At 74.2% G+C, this 22,509-nt stretch carries 19 protein-coding genes; 12 read left to right on the plus strand and 7 right to left on the minus strand.

Going from position 1 to position 22,509, the window contains the following annotated elements:
• The first annotated feature begins 149 nt into the window (after positions 1–149).
• Positions 150–1,292, plus strand: coding sequence for a DUF2637 domain-containing protein (locus ACIGG8_RS37165; RefSeq protein WP_396553030.1), 1,143 nt, complete (start codon positions 150–152; stop codon positions 1,290–1,292).
• Positions 1,293–1,419: 127 nt separating this feature from the next.
• On the opposite strand, the gene ACIGG8_RS37170 is transcribed toward ACIGG8_RS37165, so the two are convergent.
• Positions 1,420–3,561 carry a SpoIIE family protein phosphatase gene (locus ACIGG8_RS37170; protein ID WP_396553031.1) on the minus strand — a complete coding sequence of 714 codons (2,142 nt, stop codon included), beginning with the start codon at positions 3,559–3,561 and terminating at the stop codon, positions 1,420–1,422.
• 545 nt (positions 3,562–4,106) lie between these two features.
• Positions 4,107–4,565, minus strand: a complete 459-nt coding sequence (locus ACIGG8_RS37175) for an ATP-binding protein (protein ID WP_396553032.1) — start codon at positions 4,563–4,565, stop codon at positions 4,107–4,109.
• Between the two features lie 633 nt (positions 4,566–5,198).
• Here ACIGG8_RS37175 and ureA point away from each other — a divergent pair.
• The 4 genes from ureA to ACIGG8_RS37195 all read left to right on the plus strand — a co-directional run bounded on the left by ureA (position 5,199) and on the right by ACIGG8_RS37195 (position 9,478).
• Positions 5,199–5,909, plus strand: coding sequence for an urease subunit gamma (gene ureA, locus ACIGG8_RS37180; protein ID WP_396553033.1), 711 nt, complete (start codon positions 5,199–5,201; stop codon positions 5,907–5,909).
• A gap of 97 nt (positions 5,910–6,006) precedes the next feature.
• A complete protein-coding gene (locus ACIGG8_RS37185; protein WP_396553034.1) occupies positions 6,007–7,728 on the plus strand; it encodes an urease subunit alpha in 1,722 nt (573 codons plus the stop codon).
• Positions 7,729–7,753: 25 nt separating this feature from the next.
• A complete protein-coding gene (locus ACIGG8_RS37190; protein WP_350523613.1) occupies positions 7,754–8,797 on the plus strand; it encodes an agmatine deiminase family protein in 1,044 nt (347 codons plus the stop codon).
• A gap of 81 nt (positions 8,798–8,878) precedes the next feature.
• The gene (locus ACIGG8_RS37195; protein ID WP_396553035.1) at positions 8,879–9,478 is read left to right on the plus strand and encodes a TetR/AcrR family transcriptional regulator; all 600 of its coding nucleotides are present in this window, start codon (positions 8,879–8,881) and stop codon (positions 9,476–9,478) included.
• 637 nt (positions 9,479–10,115) lie between these two features.
• Here ACIGG8_RS37195 and ACIGG8_RS37200 read toward each other — a convergent pair.
• Positions 10,116–11,939: a hypothetical protein gene (locus ACIGG8_RS37200; RefSeq protein WP_396553036.1), complete on the minus strand. Its 1,824-nt coding sequence runs from the start codon at positions 11,937–11,939 to the stop codon at positions 10,116–10,118.
• A gap of 329 nt (positions 11,940–12,268) precedes the next feature.
• On the opposite strand from ACIGG8_RS37200, the gene ACIGG8_RS37205 reads away from it, so the two are divergent.
• From ACIGG8_RS37205 to pth, 4 genes are all read left to right on the plus strand, one after another.
• On the plus strand, positions 12,269–12,835 hold the full coding sequence (locus ACIGG8_RS37205; protein WP_396553037.1) for a hypothetical protein: 567 nt from the start codon (positions 12,269–12,271) through the stop codon (positions 12,833–12,835).
• 102 nt (positions 12,836–12,937) lie between these two features.
• Complete coding sequence (locus ACIGG8_RS37210; protein ID WP_350523609.1) at positions 12,938–13,603, plus strand: DUF3105 domain-containing protein; 666 nt, start codon at positions 12,938–12,940, stop codon at positions 13,601–13,603.
• A 152-nt stretch (positions 13,604–13,755) separates the two neighbouring features.
• A complete protein-coding gene (locus ACIGG8_RS37215; protein WP_396553062.1) occupies positions 13,756–14,385 on the plus strand; it encodes a DUF305 domain-containing protein in 630 nt (209 codons plus the stop codon).
• Positions 14,386–14,506: 121 nt separating this feature from the next.
• Positions 14,507–15,151: an aminoacyl-tRNA hydrolase gene (pth, locus tag ACIGG8_RS37220; RefSeq protein ID WP_396553038.1), complete on the plus strand. Its 645-nt coding sequence runs from the start codon at positions 14,507–14,509 to the stop codon at positions 15,149–15,151.
• A 178-nt stretch (positions 15,152–15,329) separates the two neighbouring features.
• On the opposite strand, the gene ACIGG8_RS37225 is transcribed toward pth, so the two are convergent.
• The gene (locus ACIGG8_RS37225) at positions 15,330–16,952 is read right to left on the minus strand and encodes an MFS transporter (RefSeq protein WP_396553039.1); all 1,623 of its coding nucleotides are present in this window, start codon (positions 16,950–16,952) and stop codon (positions 15,330–15,332) included.
• A 145-nt stretch (positions 16,953–17,097) separates the two neighbouring features.
• Here ACIGG8_RS37225 and ACIGG8_RS37230 point away from each other — a divergent pair, with 145 nt between their 5' ends.
• Positions 17,098–17,604 carry a MarR family transcriptional regulator gene (locus tag ACIGG8_RS37230; RefSeq protein ID WP_350523605.1) on the plus strand — a complete coding sequence of 169 codons (507 nt, stop codon included), beginning with the start codon at positions 17,098–17,100 and terminating at the stop codon, positions 17,602–17,604.
• Positions 17,605–17,728: 124 nt separating this feature from the next.
• Complete coding sequence (locus ACIGG8_RS37235; protein WP_396553040.1) at positions 17,729–18,289, plus strand: GNAT family N-acetyltransferase; 561 nt, start codon at positions 17,729–17,731, stop codon at positions 18,287–18,289.
• 82 nt (positions 18,290–18,371) lie between these two features.
• On the opposite strand, the gene ACIGG8_RS37240 is transcribed toward ACIGG8_RS37235, so the two are convergent.
• Positions 18,372–18,881: a methylated-DNA--[protein]-cysteine S-methyltransferase gene (locus ACIGG8_RS37240; protein WP_396553041.1), complete on the minus strand. Its 510-nt coding sequence runs from the start codon at positions 18,879–18,881 to the stop codon at positions 18,372–18,374.
• Positions 18,878–20,446 carry a DNA-3-methyladenine glycosylase 2 family protein gene (locus ACIGG8_RS37245; RefSeq protein ID WP_396553042.1) on the minus strand — a complete coding sequence of 523 codons (1,569 nt, stop codon included), beginning with the start codon at positions 20,444–20,446 and terminating at the stop codon, positions 18,878–18,880. The genes ACIGG8_RS37240 and ACIGG8_RS37245 overlap by 4 nt, the downstream gene beginning before the upstream one ends.
• Before the next feature lie 96 nt (positions 20,447–20,542).
• Between ACIGG8_RS37245 and ACIGG8_RS37250 the strand changes: the two genes are divergently transcribed.
• Positions 20,543–21,070: an ASCH domain-containing protein gene (locus tag ACIGG8_RS37250; protein WP_396553043.1), complete on the plus strand. Its 528-nt coding sequence runs from the start codon at positions 20,543–20,545 to the stop codon at positions 21,068–21,070.
• A gap of 103 nt (positions 21,071–21,173) precedes the next feature.
• Here the strand turns inward: ACIGG8_RS37250 and rsgA are convergent, their stop codons facing one another.
• A complete protein-coding gene (gene rsgA, locus ACIGG8_RS37255; protein WP_396553063.1) occupies positions 21,174–22,271 on the minus strand; it encodes a ribosome small subunit-dependent GTPase A in 1,098 nt (365 codons plus the stop codon).
• Positions 22,272–22,509 lie beyond the last annotated feature (238 nt).

Raw genomic sequence — 22,509 nt, forward strand, 5'->3', positions numbered from 1 at the left:
TCAGACAATAGTTTTGTTCCCGGGTCAGAAATCCCTCTCCCCAGCGCATTGACACCGAATCGGTCATTCGCCCGCCGAGCATCCGTCATGATGGTCCCCGCCATCACGACACAGGAACGCGACGAAGGAAAGCGAGGCTGGTTCCGGCGATGAAATTGTCCGACATACCGCTCGGGTGGGCCGTCACCGTGGTCGCGGGGCTGCTGGTCAGCGCGCTCCTGGTCGCTCTGCTCCGCAGCCGGGGATCCACGGGCGCCGCCGGCGCGGATTCCTGGGAGCGTTCCGAGGAACGGCGCCGCCGCAAGGAATCCCTCTACGGTGCCGCCTCGTACACGCTCCTGTTCTGCTGCGCCGGTGTCGCCGCCGCGCTGTCCTTCCACGGCCTGGTCGGCTTCGGCGTGCAGAACCTCGGTCTGTCCGGCGGCTGGGAGTACCTCGTCCCGTTCGGCCTGGACGGCGCCGCGATGTTCTGCTCGGTACTCGCCGTCCGCGAGGCCAGTCACGGTGACGCGGCGTTCGGCTCCCGCCTGCTGGTCTGGGTCTTCGCCGGCGCCTCGGCCTGGTTCAACTGGGTGCACGCCCCGCGCGGCCTGAGCCACGCCGGCGCCCCGCAGTTCTTCTCCGGCATGTCCCTCTCGGCGGCGGTCCTGTTCGACCGGGCGCTCAAGCAGACCCGCCGGGCCGCGCTGCGCGAGCAGGGGCTCGTCCCCCGCCCGCTGCCGCAGATCCGCATCGTCCGCTGGCTGCGCGCCCCGCGCGAGACCTACGCGGCCTGGTCGCTGATGCTCCTGGAGGGCGTGCGCAGCCTGGACGAGGCGGTGGACGAGGTCCGCGACGACAAGCGGGAGCGCGCCCAGGAGAGGGAGCGCCGCAAGCTGGCCGGGCGCCGCGAGCGGGCCGAGATCCGGGCCATCAGCCGCTCGCACGGCACCTGGCGCCGGGGCGGCGGCGCCGCCCGGCAGCTGGAGTCCGGCTCGGAGCCCGCCATAGTCGGCGGGCCCGGGGCCGACCGGCCCGCCGCGACCGAACGGCCCGCGGTCGAACGGCCCGGGGAACGGCCCGCGGTGGAACGGTCCGGGACGGAACGGTCCGGGACGGAACGGCCCCAGGTGGAGCGGCCCGGCGCACCGCGCGAGGTCGAACCGGCCGAGGGCACGGTCGTCCAGCCTGGCCTGCCGGCGCGCCCGGAGCGGCGCACCATCGACCTCACCCTGGAGGAGGACACCGTCACGCTGCCCCGGCTGGACTCGCTGGAGCGCAAGCTGAAGGACTTGGAGCAGCAGTTCGGCTGACGCCCCGGGGCCCGTCGATCCCGCCGGGGCGCCGCCGGCCCCCTCGCGGGGGCGGCGGCGCCCCGGTCCCGTCAGGACACGCGCGCGGGGCTCGAAGCGGTCAGGGCACGCGCGCGGCACGGGGCGGTCAGGCCGCCGCCCCGCTGAGCTCGAACCACATCCGCTTGCCGGAGCCGCGCGGCTCCACGCCCCAGGAGTCCGCCAGCGCTTCGACCAGCATCAGCCCGCGCCCGGAGGAGGCCTGCTCCCCCGGCGTGCGGCGGGTCGGCCACAGGTCCGACTCGTCCTCCACCTCGACCCGTAGCCGGGCCCGTCCGCCGTCCTCCTCGGGCTCCCGGTAGAGCCGGGCGGTGAACATGGCGTCCCGGTCGGTGTGCCGGATCGCGTTGGTGACCAGCTCGGAGGAGAGCAGCTCGGCGGTGTCGATGAACTCGGCCACGCCCCAGCGGCGCAGCGCGTCGCGCAGCTCGGCCCGCACCTCGGCGACCCGGGCCAGGTCCGCCTGACCGATCCGGCGGCGCAGCTGCTGGGCCGCGAGGCCGCCCGCCGGGCCGTCCCAGCGCAGGAGCAGCAGCGCTATGTCGTCCTCGCGCTCGCTGGAGTCGGCGGCCTGGGAGGCGATCCGGTCGGCCAGCTCCTCCAGGGGGTCGCGGGCCGCCTGCTCGGCGCGCGGCAGCGGGCGGGCGAGCACCCGGGTGAGCCGGGCGACGCCCTCGTCCAGGTCCAGGCCGCGCGCCTCGACCAGGCCGTCGGTACAGAGCAGCACGGTCTCGCCCGGGTCCAGGCTGAAGCGGGTGACCCGGTACTCCTGGTCCGGGTCGATGCCCAGCGGCAGGCCGCCGGCCACCGGCACCACGGTGACGCTGCCGTCCGCACGGCGCACCACCGGGTCGAGGTGGCCGGCCCGGACGGCGTAGACCACGCCGTAGTCCACGTTGACCTCGGCGTAGGTGCAGGTCGCGAAGTGGTCGGTGTCCAGGTCGGCGAGGAAGCGGGAGGCCCGGGCCATCACCGCGGCGGGCGGGTGGCCCTCGGCTGCGTAGGCGCGCAGCGCGATCCGCAGCTGGCCCATGATCCCGGCGGCGTGCACGTCGTGGCCCTGGACGTCGCCGATCACCAGGCCGACGTGCCCGCCGGGCAGCGGCACCACGTCGTACCAGTCGCCGCCGATCTGCAGGCCGGATCCGGCCGCGAGGTAGCGCACCGCGGTCGTCACGCCCGGCACCGAGGGGACGGTGCGCGGCAGCATCACCCGCTGCAGGCCGGCCGCCAGCTCGTGCTCGGCGTCGTGCAGCCGGGCCCGGGCCAGCGACTGGGCGACCAGCCCGCCCAGGGTTGTCAGCAGTGTGCGCTCGTCCGCGTCCAGCTCCCGCTCGTCGTCGAAGCTGACCACGCAGACGCCGATCGCCCGGCCGCTGGCCACCAGCGGCAGGTACGCCCAGGAGCCGCGGCCGGTGCGGCTGGTCGGCTCCCACACCTCGGGGTAGCCGTCGCGGAACTCCTCGCGGGTCGAGACGAACACCGGCGTGCGGTGCCGCAGCGCCTCGGCGGCCGGGTGGCCGGCGGGCAGCACGGTGCGGTCCCAGACCGCCAGCGCGTCGGTGCGGTAGCCGGACGCGCCGAGGATCCGGGCCCGGCCGGCCTCGAAGGAGGCCAGCACCAGGCCGTCCGGCGGCAGCCCGGGCAGCGGCAGCTCGGTGAACACCCGGGCCACGTCACGGACGGTGACGGCTTCGGAGAGGGCGCGCGCCGCCTCCTTGATGAACCGGGAACGCTCCTCGCGCAGCAGGGCCATCCGGTCGGCGTGGTCGCGCTTGTGCAGCTCGACGGTGGCGTCCCAGACGAAGCCCACCATCCGGGAGGCGCGGCCGAAGGCGTCCGCAAGCACCCGGCCGCGGAAGCGCACCGCCCGCATGGAGCCGTTCGGCCCGACGGTGCGGTAGTAGGCGCCGCACTGGCCGAGCTCGGCGACCGCGCGTTCGACCCGGCGACGCACCACCGGCGCGTCCTCGGGGTGCAGCAGGGACAGGAAGGAGTCGGCGGAGCGGTCGAAGCGGGCCTGCCCCGGGGCGTCCAGGCCGATGATCGCGCAGGCCCGCGGATCACCCTCCAGCACGTCCCGGCGGATGTCCCAGTCGAAGGAGCCGATGCCGTTGGCGGCCATCGCGGGCTCCAGCCAGTCCGGCATGGAGTCGGCGGAGGCGGGCGGCAGCCCGCCGGACAGCACGGGCGCCAGCCGGGCGGCGGCGAGGCTGGGGGACGGGCGCACCGCGGGGCTCCGCCGGTTCGACTGCGCGGGCGGCCGGGCCCGGCCCGTCCCGGCGGCGGTGGGGCCGGCGGCGGGCGGCCCGGCGGTTCCGGGCGCTGCGGTGCGCGGCTCGACGGTGCGTGTGTCGGCGGTGCGGGCCTCCACGGTGCACGGTTCTGCGGTTCTGGGCTCTGCGGTTCCGGGCTCGACGGCTCGCGGCTCCACGACGGACGCGCCGGGAGAAAGCGCCGGCCCCGGCGACTCGGGCTCAGTGGGCATGCTGCTCCTACCGCTGCCGTGGCGGACCGCGCCGACCGTCCGGACGGGCCGCGAGGCGATGTGATGAGTCGTGCTGGATAGGACGGTGCCGACGGACGGTGGTCAGTCGAGGTACGGTCTCCCCGCTGCTTCTCGCACGTGGACACACATTCCCACCATCCTGGCCAATGTTCCGCCGAGCGGCAATGCCAACGGGCCGGAAATCTTCCGCTCCGCCTTCTGTTCAGGGCTTCCTTCGACGGCGAATCAATAGACTGCGAACAATCTTACGGCTCCGGCGACCGGACTCAGGGCGCCGCGAGTTCGAACCAGGTGATCTTGCCGTCGCCTCTCAGCTGCACGCCCCAGGAGTCCGCGAGCGCCTCCACCAGCATCAGGCCGCGCCCCGAGGTCGCGTACTCGGCCTCCGGATCGCGCCGCCGCCCGGGCAGCCTGCTCGCGCCGTCCTGCACCTCGATGCGCAGCCGGTCGTCCGAGCCGAGCACCGCGTCGAAGACGGCGCCCTTGGTGGTGTGCAGCAGGGCGTTGGTGACCAGCTCGGAGGAGAGCAGCTCGGCGGTGTCGGACAGCTCCGGGACCCCCCAGTGGCTCAGCGCGGAGCGCAGCCGCTGCCGGACCGCGCCCACCGCGACCAGGTCGGCCGGGTCGAGCGTCAGGTGCAGCCGCCGGTGCAGGGCGCACTCGGGGGCCGGCACGCCCGGCCGGGCCGTCCCGTTCGCCCCGGCCACCCCGGGTGCTCCGGTCACCCCGGGTGCTCCGGTCACCCCGGGTGCTCCGGTGCCGCCGACCGTTCCCTGGACCGGCCCGGACCGGTAGGCGTCGCCCGAACTCGTCCTCTGACGCGGGAATCGCGACTGACCGTTCATCACCACATGCCCCCGCCCTGAAATCCGGGCCCCCGCCTCCGGATCCCCCGCCGGCCGGGTGGCCCCCTCGATCTGACCACCATCCTCATGCCCAGTTGACGGCGTTTGCAACAGTGTGCGTCCGATCACGTGGGGTGAAAGGGGCACGGGGAGGTTCGCGTGATCCAACTGCCCGCGCCGGACAGGTTTGCGAAGCGCAGAGGCGCTTCCCGAAGCCGCCGCCACCCGATCCCGCGCACACCCGGCGCCCGTCCGGGCCGTGCGCCCGACCACGCGCCCCCCGCCGCACCTCCGCCCGCGCCCCGCTCCTCCCGCCCCGCTCGACGCCGCCGGACCGGCCCCTCACCCCCATCCCCCGCCCAGGGAGCCGAACTCGCGCGGACCGGCAACGCTGGACAGAGCGCCCCGGTCCGGGTTCAATGACCCAAGATGTTTGAACGACGTTCTAACATCACCCCGGAAGCCCCGAGGCCCCGAGCCGACCCCCTCCCCGGCGACCGCGAGCGAGGAACCGTGCGACTGACCCCCACCGAACGGGACCGGCTGCTGATCTTCACGGCAGCCGAGCTGGCCCGTGCCCGCCGCGCCCGGGGTGTGCGCCTCAACATCCCCGAGGCCACCGCCCTGATCGCGGACACCGTCTGCGAGGCCGCCCGCGACGGCCTGCGCCTGGCCGAGGCCATCGAGGCCGGCCGCTCCGTCCTGACCGCCGACGACGTGCTGCCCGGCGTGCCGGACGTGGTCACCGTCGTCCAGGTCGAGGCCGTCTTCGACGACGGCACCCGCCTCGCCGTCGTCAACGACCCGTTCAAGGGCGCCGGCTCGCTCGGCGACGAGGCCCCCGGCGGCACCCTGATCGGCGACGGCGCCGGGTACGACCCGATCGAGGAGACGCTGCTGCTCCCCGTCCACAACACCTCCGCGGTGCCGATCTCGGTCACCTCGCACTTCCACTTCTTCGAGGCCAACCCGCGCCTGGCCTTCGACCGCGCCGCCGCCTACGGCACCCACCTCGCCGTCCCGGCCGGCTCCTCCGTGCGCTTCGACCCGGGCGCCACCGTCGAGGTCGGCCTGGTGCCGATCGGCGGCGAGCGGGTCGCGATCGGCTTCGCCGGGCTCGTGGACGGCCCCCTCGACGCGCCCGGCGCGAAGGAGGCCGCCCTGGCCAAGGCCCGCGCCACCGGCTACCTCACCGGCTTCGACGACTCGGAGGTGCCGTCGTGAGCGGGCGATGGGAGCACCCCCGCCCGGAGTCCGGGGGAGAAGAATCGAACGGAGCCGCCACGCGGGCGTGGCCCGCCGAGCGAAGCGAGGTCGGAGCATGAGCGCGATCACCCCGCACGACTACGTCTCCGTCCACGGCCCGCGCGCCGGGGACCGGGTCCGGCTCGGCGACAGCGGCCTGATCGTCCGCGTGGAGTCCGACTCCCAGGCGCCCGGCGACGAGTTCCTGGCCGGGTTCGGCAAGACCGCCCGCGACGGCCTGCACCTCAAGCCCGCCGCCGTCCGCGACACCTGCGACGTCGTGATCAGCAACGTGCTGGTCATCGACGCCGTCCAGGGCATCCGCAAGACCTCGATCGGCCTGATCGGCGGGCGGATCGCCTCGATCGGGCGGGCCGGCAACCCGGACACCCTGGACGGCGTGGACGTCGTCGTGGGCACGGGCACCACGATCGTCTCCGGCGAGGGACTGATCGCCACCGCCGGCGCCGTCGACACCCACGTCCACCTGCTCTCGCCGCGGATCATGGAGGCCTCGCTGGCCTCCGGCGTCACCACGATCATCGGCCAGGAGTTCGGGCCGGTCTGGGGCGTCGGCGTCAACTCGCCCTGGGCGCTGCGCCACGCGTTCAACGCCTTCGACGCCTGGCCGGTCAACATCGGCTTCCTGGGCCGCGGTTCGTCCTCCGACCCGGCCCCGCTGGTCGAGGCGCTGGCCGAGGGCGGCGCGTCCGGGTTCAAGGTGCACGAGGACATGGGCGCGCACACCCGCGCACTGGACACCGCACTGCGGGTCGCCGAGGAGTACGACGTCCAGGTCGCCCTGCACACCGACGGGTTGAACGAGTGCCTGTCGGTCGAGGACACCCTGCGCGTCCTCGACGGCCGGACCGTCCACGCCTTCCACATCGAGGGCTGCGGCGGCGGACACGTCCCCAACGTACTGAAGATGGCGGGCGTGCCGAACGTCATCGGCTCCTCCACCAACCCGACGCTGCCGTTCGGCCGGGACGCCCTCGGCGAGCACTTCGGCATGATCGTCTCCGCGCACGACCTCAAGGTCGACCTGCCCGGTGACGCCGCCATGGCGCGCGACCGGATCCGGGCCGGCACCATGGGCGCCGAGGACGTCCTGCACGACCTCGGAGTCATCGGCATCACCTCCTCCGACGCCCAGGGCATGGGCCGGGCCGGCGAGACGGTGCGCCGCACCTTCGCCATGGCGGGCAAGATGAAGGCCGAGCTCGGTCCGCTCGACGGCACCGGCTCGTACGGGACGGCCGAGAGCGGCGACGACAACGAGCGCGTGCTGCGCTACATCGCCAAGCTCACCGTCAACCCGGCCATCGCGCACGGACTTTCGCACGAGGTCGGCTCGATCGAGATCGGCAAGCTCGCCGACATCGTGCTGTGGCGCCCGGACCACTTCGGGGCCAAACCGCAGCTCGTCCTGAAGGCCGGCTTCCCCGCGTACGGTGTGGTCGGCGATCCCAACGGCTCCACCGACCGCTGCGAACCGCTCGTCCTGGGGCCGCAGTTCGGCGCCCACGGCGCGACCGCCGCCGACATCTCGGTGGCCTTCGTCGCCCGGGCCGCCGCCGACGGCGCCTACCTCGACCGCCCCGCCGACGGCCTGCCCACCCGCCGCCGCCGCGTCGGCGTCCGGGGCACCCGCGGCATCGGGCCGCGCGACATGGTGCGCAACGCCCGCCTCGGCCGCGTCGAGGTCACCGAGACCGGGCTGGTCTCGCTCGACGGCTCACCACTGCGCTCCGAACCGGCCGACAGCGTCCCGCTCAGCCGCCTCTACTTCCTCTGATCCCCCACCTGTTGAGGACACCACGATGACCAACCCGACGCCCGCCTCCCTCGGCTACCGGATGCCCGCCGAGTGGCACCCGCACGACCGCACCTGGATGGCCTTCCCGACCACCAACCCCACCTTCGACAGCCCCGAGGCGCTGCACGCGGGCCGCGAGGCCTGGGCCTCCGTCGCCAACACCATCGTCCGGTACGAGCCGGTGACGCTGATCGTCAACACCGGCGAGACCGCCGAGGCCCGCAAGTACGTCTCGGACCAGGTCGAGATCGTCGAGCGTCCGCTCGACGACGCCTGGATGCGCGACATCGGCCCGTCCTTCCTGATCGACGGCAAGGGCTCGCTGGCCGCCGCCGACTGGATCTTCAACGGCTGGGGCGCGCAGGGCTGGGCCCGCTGGGACAAGGACCAGCACATCGCCGAGCACATCAGCGAACTGACGGAGGTCCAGCGGTTCGCCTCCCGGCTGATCAACGAGGGCGGCGGCATCCACGTCGACGGCGAGGGCACCGTGCTGGTCACCGAGACCGTCCAGCTCGGCGAGGGCCGCAACGCCGACTGGACCAAGGAGGAGGTCGAGGCCGAGCTGCACGCCTTCCTCGGCACCACCAAGGCGATCTGGCTCCCGCGCGGCCTCACCCGCGACTACGACGAGTTCGGCACCCGCGGGCACATCGACATCGTCGCCTCCTTCGTGCGCCCCGGCGTCGTGGTCGCCCACGTCCAGCCCGACCCCTCCCACCCGGACCACGAGGTCTGCAAGGAACTCGTCGCCATCCTCCGCGCCTCGACCGACGCCCGGGGCCGGCAGCTGGAGGTCGTCGAACTGCCCGCCCCCACCGTCCTGCTGGACGAGGACGGCGAGCCGGTCGACTACTCCTACATCAACCACTACGTGGCCAACGGCGCCGTGATCCTGTGCGCCTTCGCCGACCCGCGCGACCAGGAGGCCGCCGCCATCCTCGGCCGCGCCTACCCGGGCCGCACCGTCGAACTCGTCGACGCCCGCGAGATCTTCGCCAACGGCGGCGGCATCCACTGCATCACCCAGCAGCAGCCCAAGGCCTGACCCCGGAGCCACCGGAGCGGGGCCCCCGACCCCGCTCCGGTAGCCTTCGAACCTCCGTTCCACCGAGGGAGAGCACCGCACATGGCCGACCCCCGCCCGCGCCGGCCGGCACGCCCCCGCGAGGAGGTCTTCGCCACCGCCCGGTCCGCCATCGCCGAACACGGGCTGGCCAAGCTCACCATGGCCGCACTCGGCAAGCAGCTCCAGATGAGCGCCGGGCACCTGCTCTACTACTTCGGCAGCAAGGACCAGCTGCTGCTGGAGACCCTCCGCTGGAGCGAGGACCAACTCGGCGCCCGCCGCCACGACGCCCTCGCCGACCACTCCCTCGACCCCTGGCAGCGCCTCGACGCCTACCTGCGCCTGTACCTGCCCGAGGGCGCGGGGGACCCTCGGTGGATCCTCTGGGTCGAGGTGTGGGGCCGCTCCCCCGCGAGCGCCGAGATCCGCCAGGGGCAGCGGGAGATCGAGGCTCCCTGGCAGGCCGACCTGGTGGCCCTCATCGAGGAGGGCACCGCCACCGGCCACTTCACCCCGGGCCCCACCGCCGACCGCGCCACCCAGATCCGCGCCCTCCTCGACGGCCTCGCCGTCCCCATCGCCATCGGCCTCCCCGACGCCCACCCCCCTGCCGCCCTCACCCAGGCCACCGCCGTGGCGAACATCCTCCTCCGCACCTGACGGGGGCGCGGCGGGGAAATATGTAGACCGGTCTACGGATTCCGGGCCCCCTGGGGCGCCCGCCTGCACGAAGAGTCGGCCAGGCCGACTTCCTGTGCAGTGCCAACATTGCGCCCGGCCGCCCCGCCCGTTCCGCCCGCCGCGCCGCGCCGCGCTGAAATATGCAGACCGGTCTACTGACTGTCTACCAGCGCGGCGCACCCACGCGCGCCAAAAGTCGAGCCCGCTGACTTCCCGTGCAGCGCCGCCGCCTCGCTCGGCAAAATATGTAGACCGGCCTACAGATTTGCTCCTCACCACCGAGCCCCGCGCACCAGAAGTCGGCTGGGCCGACTTTCTGCGCAGTGCCAACATTCCGCCCACCCCACCGCGCTGCGCCCGCCCGCGGCAATATGTAGACCGGTCTACAGACCACGCCGGCTCGGACACCCACGCGCGCGCCAAAAGTCGGGCCCGCCGACTTCCTGCGTGGCCTTCCCTGCGGACGCCGAGAAAGAATATGCAGACCGGTCTACAGATTTGCTTTCGAGGACTGAGACCGCCAGCCGCCCCTGTGCGCCAGAAGTCGGTCTGGTCGACTTCTGGCGCACAGGCGCGTGGAAGCCGGGGCGGCAGCATATGTAGACCGGTCTACATATCACTCGGTCCAGACGGCCGCGGCGGTGCGGTCGTCGGCGTAACCCTTGGCGCGGACCTGGACCTGGCGCAGGAAGTCGACGGTGCCCGGGGGGTGGGGGTGGGCCCAGTGGGTGGAGAGGAAATGGGCGACGGCGGGTTCGTCGGCGATCGGGCGGCTCAGGCCGGGGGTGCAGAGGAGCAGGATGTCGCCCGGGGTGGCGGGGACGAGCCGGAAGCGGAACGGGCGCGGATCCGGGACCGGGGCCTCGGGCACCGGCGGCTGCCCGTCCGGGTGGTGCAGCAAGCGAGCCGCGTACGCGTCGATCCAGTGGCCGGAGCGCAGCAGGTAGAGGCCGCCCGGGCCGACGCCGAAGGCCGCGCGGTAGCCGGCCGCCGGGTCGAGCGAGACCATCAGGCAGTGCAACGAGGCCGGCGACGGCGTGTCGTCCCCCTCCGCCCTGGGCGCCAGCGCGCGCAGCGGGGCCGCGGCGCCGGTAGCCAGCCGCTGGAGGCCGTAGCGGAGCCGGTCCCGGGCGCCGTCGCGCAGATCGGCGGCCAGCCCGACCCGGCTGCGTCCGATCGCGGCGGCGAGTTGGCGACAGGCCTCGCCCGTGGCGGTGGCGACGGCCTCCGCGGTGACCGTGTCGTCCTCGGCGCCGCCCGTCCGGTCGAAGCCGCCCAGGACGGCGAGCAGCAGCCCGTCCGGTCCGTCGCCGAAGCGGGTGACCACCAGGCAGTCCCGGCGCGCTTCACCCCGGTAGCGGGCCGAGTCGCCGCGGACGGAGGCGGCGCGCAGCACGGACGGTCCGTACTGCGCCCCCTCCAGCACGGTGTCCGGGACGACCGAGCGCAGGGAGGCCGGGTCCGCCTCCGGTACGGCCGTCGGCTCGGGCCCGTACGTCGGGGGGCGTTCGCCGACGTGCGGGACGGCGGCCCCACCGTCGGCGAGCGGCGCACGGGCAGCCAGGCGGGGGTCGGGGACGGCGACGGCGGGAGGTGCGGGTCCCGGGTCGGGTTCGGGTGCCGGTGCGTGATCGGGCTCGGGTTCGGGCGAGGGGGTCGGGCGAGGGGTGGGTGCCGCAGCCGCCTCGGGTACTTGGAGGTCCTCGGCAGTTTCCGGCGCCTCGGCGGCCTCGGCGAGGTCCGGGACGGCGGTGACCTCCGGGACGTCGGCGAGGTCCGGGACGGCGGTGACCTCCGGGACGTCGGCGACGACGGGCTCGGGTTCGACCTCGACGTCCTCGGCAACAGGCTCGGGTTCGGGTTCGGGTTCGCGCGCGGGCTCGGCGACCGGCTCCGGAGCCGACGGCGAGGCGGTCTTCTCCAGCGAGACCGAAGCAGCCTCCGGCTCGGACACCGCCTCCGGCTCCGGCTCGGACACCGGCTCCGGCTTCGCCTTCGGCCTGTCGTCTGCGAAGGACGGTGCCGGGAACTGGTGGGTCTCCATGGCGCTCCGCTGACGCCCGATCCCCTCCGTCCCGTCGATCACGCCGACGGCGGTGGCGAACCAGTCGTCGAGGCTGTCCCCACCGTCCTGCACGGGCTCCGGGGCAACAGCAGGCTCCGGCTCGGGCACCAGCGCAGGCTCCGGCTCGGACGCAGGCGCAGCTTCCGAAGCGGGCCCCGCCTCCGCCGCGGGCCCAGCCTCCTCCGCCGGCTCCGGCTCCCCCGACCGCTGCTGCCCGATGAGCCCGACCGCCGTGTCGAACCAGTCGTCGACGCTGCCGTCCCCCGGGTCGGCGTGCGGGGTGTCGGGGAGGGTGCCCGCCGGGCCGTCGTAGACGGTGTCCCACCAGCCGTCGTCGGGCCGGTGCGGCTGTGCGGGTGCACCCTGCTTGCTCATCTGGCGGCTCCTGCTCGGGTCCGTGGTCGCGCCGCCCCCGGCGGGCCGGGCTCGACGTCATTGTTCTCCACGGGCAACGACCCTGTCCGGGTTTCGGCGACAACCGGTCACCCACCGGAACATCCCGGCCACGCCGCCGACCAGCCGGTTCGTCGCCGTGTCCCGGTCATTTCGCGGCGGAGGACACCGCTCCGTCCGTTTCCGTTCCGTCCGTGCTTGCCGGATGTGCCCGGAGCAGGGTGTTTCCTGGCCATCCGGGTGTGCGTGCCCCCGAAAATGAGGGCCGATGGGGGGCATCGCTTCACACGTTCGGCTGATTAAATGTGCGCATGACCGCGTCGGCCCCCAGCTCGCCCCGACCGGGGAGGGCCGCACCGGCGGGCCGCCCGGTGGGTGCGCTGTTGGTCCTGCTGCTCGTCGCCCTGCTGACGATGCTGCCCTGCGCGGGCCAGGCGAAGGCGTTGGACGGGACCGCCCGTCCGGTGCCGGCCGCGGCCCCCGTCAGTGCCGTGACCGTCGTCAGCGTCCAGGTCGCGATCGGACAAGCGCCCCACGCCGGCCACGCCGCGCAGGCCACCAAGCCCGCCCGGGCCGCGAAGATCGCCGAGGTCGGCAAGGCCGCGAAGGCCTCCGACCAGCACCGGATCGCCGAGGACCAGGGTCACTGGATCCTCTGCACCGCCGACGGCGAGCCCCCGCGCAACAACGGCTGTTCCAGCCACCCGTTCTGCCCGCAGGACGCCCAGCTGCCGAATCCGCCTCCACAGCCCCAGCCCGCCGTGTCACCCGTGACCCCGGGCACGCCCGAGGCGCTGCCCCGGGTGGCGCCCGCGGGCCTGCTGGACGGTTCGCACCCGGCGCCCGACCTGCACGAGCTCCAGGTCCACCGGTCCTGAGCGGAACCCGCCGCCGGCCCCGACGCCGGCGGATCCGCCCCGTCTCCCCCTCCAGCTGACCGCCGCCACCGACCGGTGCGCGGCGGGGACAAGGACACCACCATGGGTTCCGCCTCGAAGCAGTCCAACAAGTCCGGCGGCAAGCAGGCCGGTCTCGACCGCCGCGCCCGGATAGCCGAGCTGCGCGCCGCCGAGCAGCGCCGCGAGCGCCGCAACAAGATCGTCGCCTCGGTGGTGGCCGGTGTGCTGGTGATCGGCGCGATCGCCACCGGCACCTGGATCGTCATGGACCAGAACCAGAAGAAGAAGGACAAGGAAGCCGCCGCCAACGCGGACATCCCGGGCGTGAAGACCTTCGGCGACCTGACCCGCAACCACGTCAAGGAGAAGGTCACCTACCCGATGACCCCGCCGGTCGGCGGCGACCACAACGCCGTCTGGCTGGACTGCATGGGCCACGTCTACGACCAGCCGGTCGAGAACGAGCGCGCCGTCCACTCGCTGGAGCACGGCGCGGTCTGGGTGACCTACAACGGCAAGGCCACCCCGGACGACATCAAGACCCTGTCCGACAAGGTGAAGGCCACCCCGTACTCGCTGATGAGCCCGTACCCGGACGAGCAGGGCACCATCACCCTGAACGCCTGGAGCACCCAGCTGGTCGTGGACAGCGCCAGCGACCCCCGGGTGAACCAGTTCTTCACCAAGTACGTCCAGGGCAAGCAGACCCAGGAGCCGGGCGCCTCCTGCACCATGGGGGCGATGTGACCGCCGACGCGGGCCGCCCCGAGGGTGTCGCGCCCGAGGGCGCCGCGTCCGGAGGGGCGGTGTCCGGGGACGCCGTCCGGTCGGCCGCGGAGGCCGTGGCCGGGGCCGTCACCGCCGAGGACGGCGGGGGCGCGGCCCCACGCCGTCGGCGCATGTGGTGGCCGGCCGCGCTGGCCGCCGCCGTGGCGCTGGCGCTCGGGGTGCCGGCGCTGGTGGCGAGCGGCACCTCCGCCTCCGGCACCTCGCTGTCCGTCCCCGCGGACGACTCGCCCGAGGCCGGCTTCGCCCGCGACATGGCGACCCACCACCAGCAGGCGGTGGACCTGTCGTTCGTCGTACGGGACCGCACGAGCGACGAGCCGACCCGCACCCTCGCCTTCGACATCATCAACACCCAGGCCAACCAGCGCGGGATGATGATGGGCTGGCTGGACCAGTGGGGGCTGACGCAGCACTCGACCGCCAAGCCGATGGCGTGGATGAAAATGGGCCACGACTACCAGGCGCACGACGGCTCGCTGATGCCCGGCATGGCCACCAACACGCAGATCGCGAAGCTGCGCTCGCTCAGCGGCCGGGACGCCGAGGTGTTCTACCTGCAGCTGATGATCGAGCACCACAAGGGCGGCGTCGAGATGGCCCAGGGCTACGTGGACCTGGCCAGGAACGACACCGAGAAGCGGCTGGCGCAGTCGATGGTGATCGCGCAGACCTCGGAGCTGCAGCTGATGACCGACATGCTCACCGAGCGCGGCGCGGCCCCCGGGGTGCCCGCCTCCTGAGCCGGGCCCGAACCGGCTCGACCCCCTCGTTCCCCGGACGGCCGGGGCGCGGCCGACGGTCCCGTACCGTCCCCGCCGCGCCCCGGCCGTCCGGCGTCCCCACCCCTCGCGGAGACCTCGCATGACCCCCGCCTCCCCCACGTTCCCCGCCGCCGGTTCCCCGGCCGCTCCGGCCGCTCCTGCCGTCCCGTGGCTGATCGCCGGACTGGGCAACCCCGGACCGTGGTTCCGGCAGACCCGGCACAACGCGGGCTTCCTCGCCGTCGACCGGCTGGCCGAGCGGCACGGCGCCCGCTTCCGGCGGCGCGGTCTCGCCACCCTGGTCGCGGAGATCGAGGTCGACGGCCGGCCGGTGCTGCTCGCCAAGCCGCTGTGGTTCATCAACCTGTCCGGCCGCCCGGTGGCCGCGCTGCTGCGCCGGTACGGCGTGCCGGCGGACCGGCTGGTGGTCGTGCAGGACGACCTGGACTTCGCGTTCGGCTCCGCCAAGCTCAAGCGCGGCGGCGGGCCCGGCGGCCACAACGGGGTGCGCTCGGTGGGCGAGGTGCTGGGCACCCGCGACTTCGTCCGGCTGCGGTTCGGCGTCGGCCGGCCGCCGAAGGGGCAGAGCGTCGGCGACTTCGTGCTGAAGAAGTTCTCGGACGAGGAACTGGCCGCCATGCCGGGCGAGTTGGACCGCTGCGCCGACGCCCTGGAGACGCTGGTGCGGCTCGGCCTGAACCGGGCCCAGGACGCCCTGAACGCTCCCGTCCGCCGGACGTCCTGACAGGCACCGCCGGGGCTCGTCCTTCCGGTCTTCTGCTCGTCGGCCAAGCCGCGAGGGAGACACCGGAGGTATCCGATGACGCCCGGGTGGTGATCGGGCCGGCATGCGGGGGACGGTGCGTCTCTTCCGGGGGTCGTGTCGGACGGGCCGGCTCCGCAGATGGTCCGGGAGGCCGACCTCAGGAACGGGCCGTGCGGCTCGTGCCGGTCGTACGACTCGTGAGGGCCGCACCGGTAGCGGGGGTCGGCCGGGTGAGGACCGCGGCCGCCGTCGCGACCGCCGCGAGGAGCAGCAGCACCGTCCGCCCACCGGACGTCGCGCCCGCCAGGTGGACACCCAGGACGGACAGTGCCATGCCGAGCGCCGTACCGAGGCTGCGCGCCATGTTCACCATGCCGCCGCCGACCGCCGAGCACTCCGCCGGGATCGCGCGCATCACCAGCGCGTTGTTGGCCGGCAGCAGCAGGCCCAGTCCGTACCCGGCGACCAGCAGCGGGGCCGCCGAGGCGGTCGAGACCGGGAGTACGGCGAACAGCAGCAGTCCGGCGGCCGCGACGGCCGCACCGAAACGGCACCTGGTCACGTCGGACCAGCCCCGGGGCAGCAGCCCGCCGCCGACCGTCGCGGCGAACGCGAACGCGGCGGGCAGCAGGGTGACCAGCAGGCCCGCGCCGGCCGTGGACACTCCCGCGCCGGTGAGCAGCACGGGGCCCAGCACGAGCGGGCAGAACAGCAGCAGGTAGCCGATCAGCGCGATCACCAGGCCGGACCGTACGCCCGGGGTGTTGACCAGTCCGGGTGCCAGGATCGGCCGGGCGGCCCGCCGCTCCTGGCGCACGAGTGCGGCGGTGAGCACGGCGGCGGCGAGCAGCAGGACGGCGACGATCCACCCGGGGAGCGGCAGTCCGGAGGCGGTGGACAGGGCGAGCAGCAGTGCGGTGGTCGCCCCGGCGAGCAGCAGCATGCCCGGCAGGTCGAAGCGGGCTTCGTCGCGGGCCGGGCGCACCGCCGGGTGCACCGCCGGGTGCATCGCCGGGTGCACCGCCGGGTGCACCGCCGGGTGCTTCCCGGCGTTCGGCACGGCCCGCGCCCGAGGCACCAGGCCCGGAACCGGGCTCGGGCTCGGGATCGGGATCGGCGCCGGGCTCGGGCTCGGGCCCCGGCCCGGGAGGCCCGTCCGGGTGCGGGGCAGCAGGTACCAGCCGGCCAGGATGCCGAACACGGCGATCGGTACGTTGACCCAGAACACCCAGCGCCACGAGGCGTGTTCGACCAGCAGCCCGCCGAGGCTGGGGCCGAGCGCCAGCCCGAGCCCCTGCGCCGAGGCCTGGATGCCGAGCGCGCGCCGCATCGCGTGCTCCGGGACGCCGCGGGCGACCAGCGCGACGCTGTTGGCCTGCATCATCGCGGCGCCGACGGCCTGGACGGCCCGGCAGCCGACCAGGATCCAGAGGCTTCCGGCGAATCCGGCACCGAGGGAGGAGAGGCCGAAGACGGCGAAGCCGCCGATGTACATCGTCTTGCGGCCGACCAGGTCGGAGAGCCGGCCGATCGGCGCCAGCAGGGCGACCAGGACGAGCAGGTAGGCGAGGGCGACCCACTCGACGGCGGCGAAGCCCGCGTCGAAGTGGTGGCCGATGGCGGGGAAGACCAGGGCGATGACGCTGGCGTCGAGCTGACCGAGGAAGGCGCCGAGACAGACCGTGCCGACGGCCAGCCAGTGGGCGTGGCGCCAGCCGGCTATGCCGCGGGGCCGGGGCCGCTCGGTGAGCAGCCGTACGGCAAGGGCGGTGGCGTTCATGCAACGAATATATCGGATGCAGATATGTTCTTTCTACGAGCAGATCGACCTGCGATACGAAGCGTCTCACCGACCGCCCGCGCCCGCGTCCGAGGGGCGGACCACGCCCCCGGAACGCCCCGTACCAGGAGATACGCTGTCCGCCATGCCGTCGTCACCACACGTTCCCGATTCCGCCACCGCAAGCCCCGACCCGGCGGTCGAGCACGCCCGGCGACTGACCGACACCGTCACCCGGCTGCGCCGCGCACTGCGCAGCAGCATCCGCACCGACTACCCGTGGGAGTCCCTGCCGATGGCGCAGGTCGAACTCCTCCAGACCCTCGCCGCCGCACCGCTGCGGGTCGGCGAGCTGGCCGCCCGGCAGCGACTGGCACCCAACACCGTCAGCGGGCTGGTCGGCAAGCTGCTCGAAGCCGGCTTCGTGGACCGCCAGGCCGACCCCGGCGACCGCCGCACCGCCCGGATCGCCCTCACCCCGGCCGGCCGACGCCAGCTGGACGACTGGCAACACGCCCACGAGCGGCGCATCGCCACCGCGCTCGACACCCTCGACCCGGCCGACCGCGCGGCGGTCGTCGACGCCCTGCCCGCGCTGGAACAGCTCGCCCGTGCCCTCGCACAGCCGGGGACCGGCGCCGAACACGGCTGACCCGGCGGCCCCACTCCGGCCACCCGACCCCTGTGACCCGGCTCCGCCGGTCCGCCGGTCAGCGCCGTCCGCCCGCGAGCAAAACCGCTGGTCGTCATGCCGGGCGGGCCGCTAGCGTCCCGGCATGACCACAGCACGGGTACGCATCGAGCCCTGGACGGACGCCGACCTGGCGCTGCTGCGCCGGGTCAACACGCCGGAGATGAAGAAGCACGTCGGCGGGCCGGAGACCGAGGAGCAGCTGCTCGTCCGGCACCGCCGCTACCTCGACTTCGTCCCGTCCGGCCTCGGCTGCATGTACCGGATCGTGCTGCTGCCCGACGGCGCGCCGGCCCTGGGCGAGGCGGCCGCGGGTGAGCGGGTCACTGGCGAGCCGGTCGGCACGGTCGGCTACGGCACCCGGACCTGGGCGGGCGAGACCGTGCACGAGATGGGATGGAACGTGCTGCCCGGCCACCAGGGCCGCGGCATCGCCGTCGCCGCCACCCGCGCCGCGGTCGCGGCCGCCCGCCGCGAGGCGGCCCACCGGTACCTGCACGCCTTTCCGTCGGTGGACAACCCGGCTTCCAACGCGGTCTGCGCGAAGGCCGGGTTCACGCTGCTCGGCGAGACGGAGTTCGAGTTCCCGCCCGGACGGTTCATGCGCAGCCACAACTGGCGGGTGGACCTGCGCAGTTCGGACTGACCGACGGAATCGGTGCGGCGCGGTGAGGACAGCGGGGTGCGGACGACGGGGTATCCGCGACGGGACCGGCCGGGGGCCCCGCTCAGAACAGCGTGCCGCTCTCCAGCTCCAGCAGCTGCCGCTTGCGGTCCACGCCCGCCGCGAAGCCGGTGAGCGCGCCGCTGGCGCCGAGCACCCGATGGCAGGGGCGCACGATCAGCAGCGGGTTGGCACCCACCGCGCCGCCGACCGCCCGGACCATCCGCGGCTCCTGCCCGGCCAGTTCGGCGAGTTCGCCGTAGGTGACCGTGGTGCCGTACGGGATCTCGTCCAGCGCGGCCCAGATCCGGCGGCGGAACTCGGTGCCCACCGGCGCGAGCGGGAGGTCGAACCCGGTGCGCTCGCCCGCGAAGTAGGCGGTCAGCTGGGCGACCGGCTCGGCGAGCGCCTCCGGGTCGAGGACCCAGTCGTCGGCGGGCTCGGCCAGCGCGTACTTCTGGCCCGGCGCGGTGACGGTGGCCAGCGCGGCCGGCCCGCCGTCCTCGGGCAGGACGCCGCTCAGCAGCAGCCGACCGAAGGGGCTCTCCATGGTGGTGTAGACGGTGGTGCTCATGCTCGTTCGTTCTCCGTTCCGGTACTGGTGGTCGCGAGGCCGGCCCACAGCCGGTGGACCGCGTAGGAGCGCCACGGGGCCCAGGCCTCGGCCGCACGGGCGGCGGACCTCGGGTCGCCCGGGGCGCCGAGCCGGACGAGGCCGTGCTTGACGCCCACGTCGCTCGGGAGGAAGACGTCGGGGTCCGCGAGGGCCCGCATCCGCAGGTAGCCGACCGTCCAGGGGCCGATGCCGGGCAGGTCCAGCAGCCGGGCTGCGGCCTCCTCCCGGTCGACCCCGCTGTCGAGGCTCACCACGCCCTCCGCCAGGGCCGCGCACAGCCCGGTGAGCGCGCGGCGGCGGGCGTCGGGCATCGCGAAGTCCTCCGGGGCCGCGGTGGCCAGCGCCGCCGCGGTCGGGAAGAGCAGTCGCAGGCCGCCGCTGGGCTCCGGCAGCGCGGTGCCGTACTTCTCGGCGAGCCGGCCCGCCAGGGTACGGGCGGCGCCGACGCTGATCTGCTGGCCGAGGACGGCGCGGACGGCGAGTTCGTGCGGGTCCACGTGCCCGGGCGAACGCAGGCCGGGGCGCTCCCGGACCAGCGGGCCGAGCACCGGGTCGACGCCGAGCTGATCGTCGACCGCGAGCGGGTCGGCGTCCAGGTCGAAGAGGTTGCGCAGGCGCTGGACGGCGGTCGGCAGGTCGCGCAGGTCGGCGAGGAACAGCCGGCAGTCCAGCCAGCCCCGGGTGCGCGGCTCGCCGGGCGCCAGGCCGTCGACCTCGGCGATGCCGTGGCCGTACGGGAGCGCGAGGGTGCGCCGGTAGGTACGGACGCCGGGACGCCCACCGGGGACGACCTCCTCCACGCCGGGCACGGCGCGCAGGGCGAGGAAGTCGATCAGGTGGTCGCTGTCCAGCGCACCGCGGTAGGCCAGGCGCAGGGTCAGGCCGCCGGCCGGGGTCGCGGTGCGCCGGCCGGCCGCGACCTCGGCGCGCAGGCCGCTGGGGGTGCGGTCGTAGACCTCGCGCACGGTGTCGTTGAACTGGCGGACGGAGGCGAAGCCGGCCGCGAACGCGACGTCGGTGACGGGCAGTTCGGTGGTCTGGAGGAGCAGCCGGGCGGTCTGGGCGCGACGGGCGCGGGCCAGCGCGATCGGACCGGCGCCGAGCTCGGCCGTGAGCTGGCGCTGCAGTTGGCGGGAGCTGTAGCCGAGACGGTCGGCCAGGCCGGCGACGCCCTCGCGGTCCACGACGCCGTCCCCGATGAGACGCATCGCACGGCCGACCAGGTCGGCGCGGTGGTTCCACTCCGGCGAGCCCGGCACGGAGTCGGGGCGGCAGCGGCGGCAGGCACGGAAGCCGGCGCCCTGGGCGGCTGCGGCGCTGGGGTAGAAGACGCAGTTGACTCGCTTGGGGGTCACGGCCGGGCAGCTCGGCCGGCAGTAGATGCCGGTGGAGGTGACCGCCGTGAAGAAGACGCCGTCGAAGCGGGCGTCCCGGCTGTCCACGGCTCGGTAGCGGATGTCGTCGTCGATCACGTTGTCCAGTCTGCGGGATCGGGTGGGGGGTGACTGGCGGGAATCGGACATCGCCGTTCGGGGGCCCTCCCCCTCCCCTCCCGCCCCACCCCCGCCGTTCCCCGAAAATCGGGGGCCGTGCGAACGACCCGCGGCTACGCTCGCCCCATGAGCGAGCAGCCCGACGCCCAGCCCGACGCCCCGCCCGGAACCCAGCCCGGAACCCAGCCCGACGCCCAGAGCGCCGACCACTCCTACGTCGGCCCGGACGACCCGCAGGTCGTCGCCCTGCCTCCGGAGGAGTTCGCGTTCCCCGGCCCGCTGCGCGACGAGTTGGTCGCGGCCGTCCTCAGCGGTGCGAAGACCAGCACCACCGGCCTGGTCGCCGACTACGAGCACGCGGGTGAACCCCTGCCGCTGGTCGGCGAGCGGGCCGCCGTCCTCGACTCGGACGGCCGCCGGATCGCGGTGATCGAGACCACGGACGTCCGTGTGGTCCCGCTCGCCGAGGTCGATCTGCAGCACGCCCTGGACGAGGGCGAGGGCTACCGCACCGTGGCCGAGTGGCGTGCCACGCACGAGCGGTTCTGGCGCAGCCCGGAGATGCTCGACGCCCTCGATGACCCGGACTTCACCGTGGACGACGCCACCCCGCTGGTCCTGCAGCGCTTCCGCCTGGTGGCGGACCTCCGCTGAGCCGGACCTCCGCTGAGCCGGGCCGGCCCGGCGCCGTCCGACCACCGCAGCCGCAGCCGCAGCCGCAGCGCGACGGTGGCCGGCCGACGCCGAAGCCGACTGATCAGCGCTTCACCGGCCCTCCCGCGGCACGCATCGACTTGGTGATCGCCTTCCACTTCTGCAGCCGGGCCTTGGCCACCCGGGCATCCGAACGCGAGGCGATCCACTCGTTCTCGCGCTGGAGCTTGAGGTAGCTGTCCATCCGGCGCTGCGGGAGGGTGCCGTCGGCCAGCGCCTCCTGCACCGCGCAGCCCGGCTCGGTGTGGTGGCCGCAGTCGTGGAAGCGGCACTCCTCGGCCAGCTCCGCTATGTCGGCGAAGGCCAGGTCCACGCCCTCGCCACCGTAGAGGCCGACCTCGCGCAGCCCGGGGGTGTCGATCAGCACGCCGCCGCCGGGCAGCGGGATCAGCTCGCGGGTGGTCGTGGTGTGGCGACCCTTCTGGTCGACCTCGCGGGCCTCCTGGACGGTCATCACGTCGGCGCCGGCCAGCGCGTTGGTGAGCGTGGACTTGCCGACGCCGGACTGGCCGATCACCGCGGTGGTGCCGGGGGTGCAGGCGCGCAGCACGTCCATGCCGTCCCCGGTCTCGGCGCTCACCACGAGCACCGTGACCCCGGGCGCGACCGCCTCGACGTCGGACCGGATGAAGTCGGCGTCGTCCACCAGGTCGGCCTTGGTGAGGACGACCAGCGGTTCGGCGCCGGACTCCCAGGCGAGGGCGAGGAAGCGCTCGATCCGCCCGAGGTCGGGATCGGTCGCGAGGGAGGAGGCGATCAGGACGGTGTCGACGTTGGCCGCCAGCACCTGGCCGTCGGAGCGCTTGCCGGCCACCTTGCGGATGATCGCGGTGGAGCGCGGCAGCAGCGCGACGACGGTCGCCATCGGCCGGGCGTGGAGGTCCACGGCCGCCCAGTCGCCCGTGCACGGGCAGTTGATCATGTCGGCGTCACCGACCGGCCGGGTGTCGAACCGGACGGTGCGCGGCTCGCCCGTCTCCGGGTCGGCGATCACGGCATCGCACTGGCCGCGGTCGACCCGGACGATCCGGGCCGGGAGCAGCCCGGCCTCGCCCAGCGGTTCGAACAGCTCCGCGAGCTCGGACGTCCAGCCGTAGCCGGCCAGGGCGGAGCCCGTCGACGCGGAGTCGGCCTCGGACAGGGAGAAGGAGGGCGAGGAAGAAGAGGGGGAGAGAGAGAACGACGGAACGGAGGCAGCGTTGATCAACGCAGTGGCCCTTCGGGAGGAGAACGTCCCGGCGGGCTACGGCTGGCGCGAAGGGCTCAGCCGGCGGCCGGGAAAAGGAGGTGAACGCGAGTGCTGCCCTGGGCAGCTATCGGGGCGACAACGACCACGGGGGTTCACCTCCTGCTCTCTACTCCTCGGGCGGCCCAATGGC

It is taken from the genome of Kitasatospora sp. NPDC085464 (genome assembly GCF_044541955.1).
Lineage (GTDB): Bacteria > Actinomycetota > Actinomycetes > Streptomycetales > Streptomycetaceae > Kitasatospora.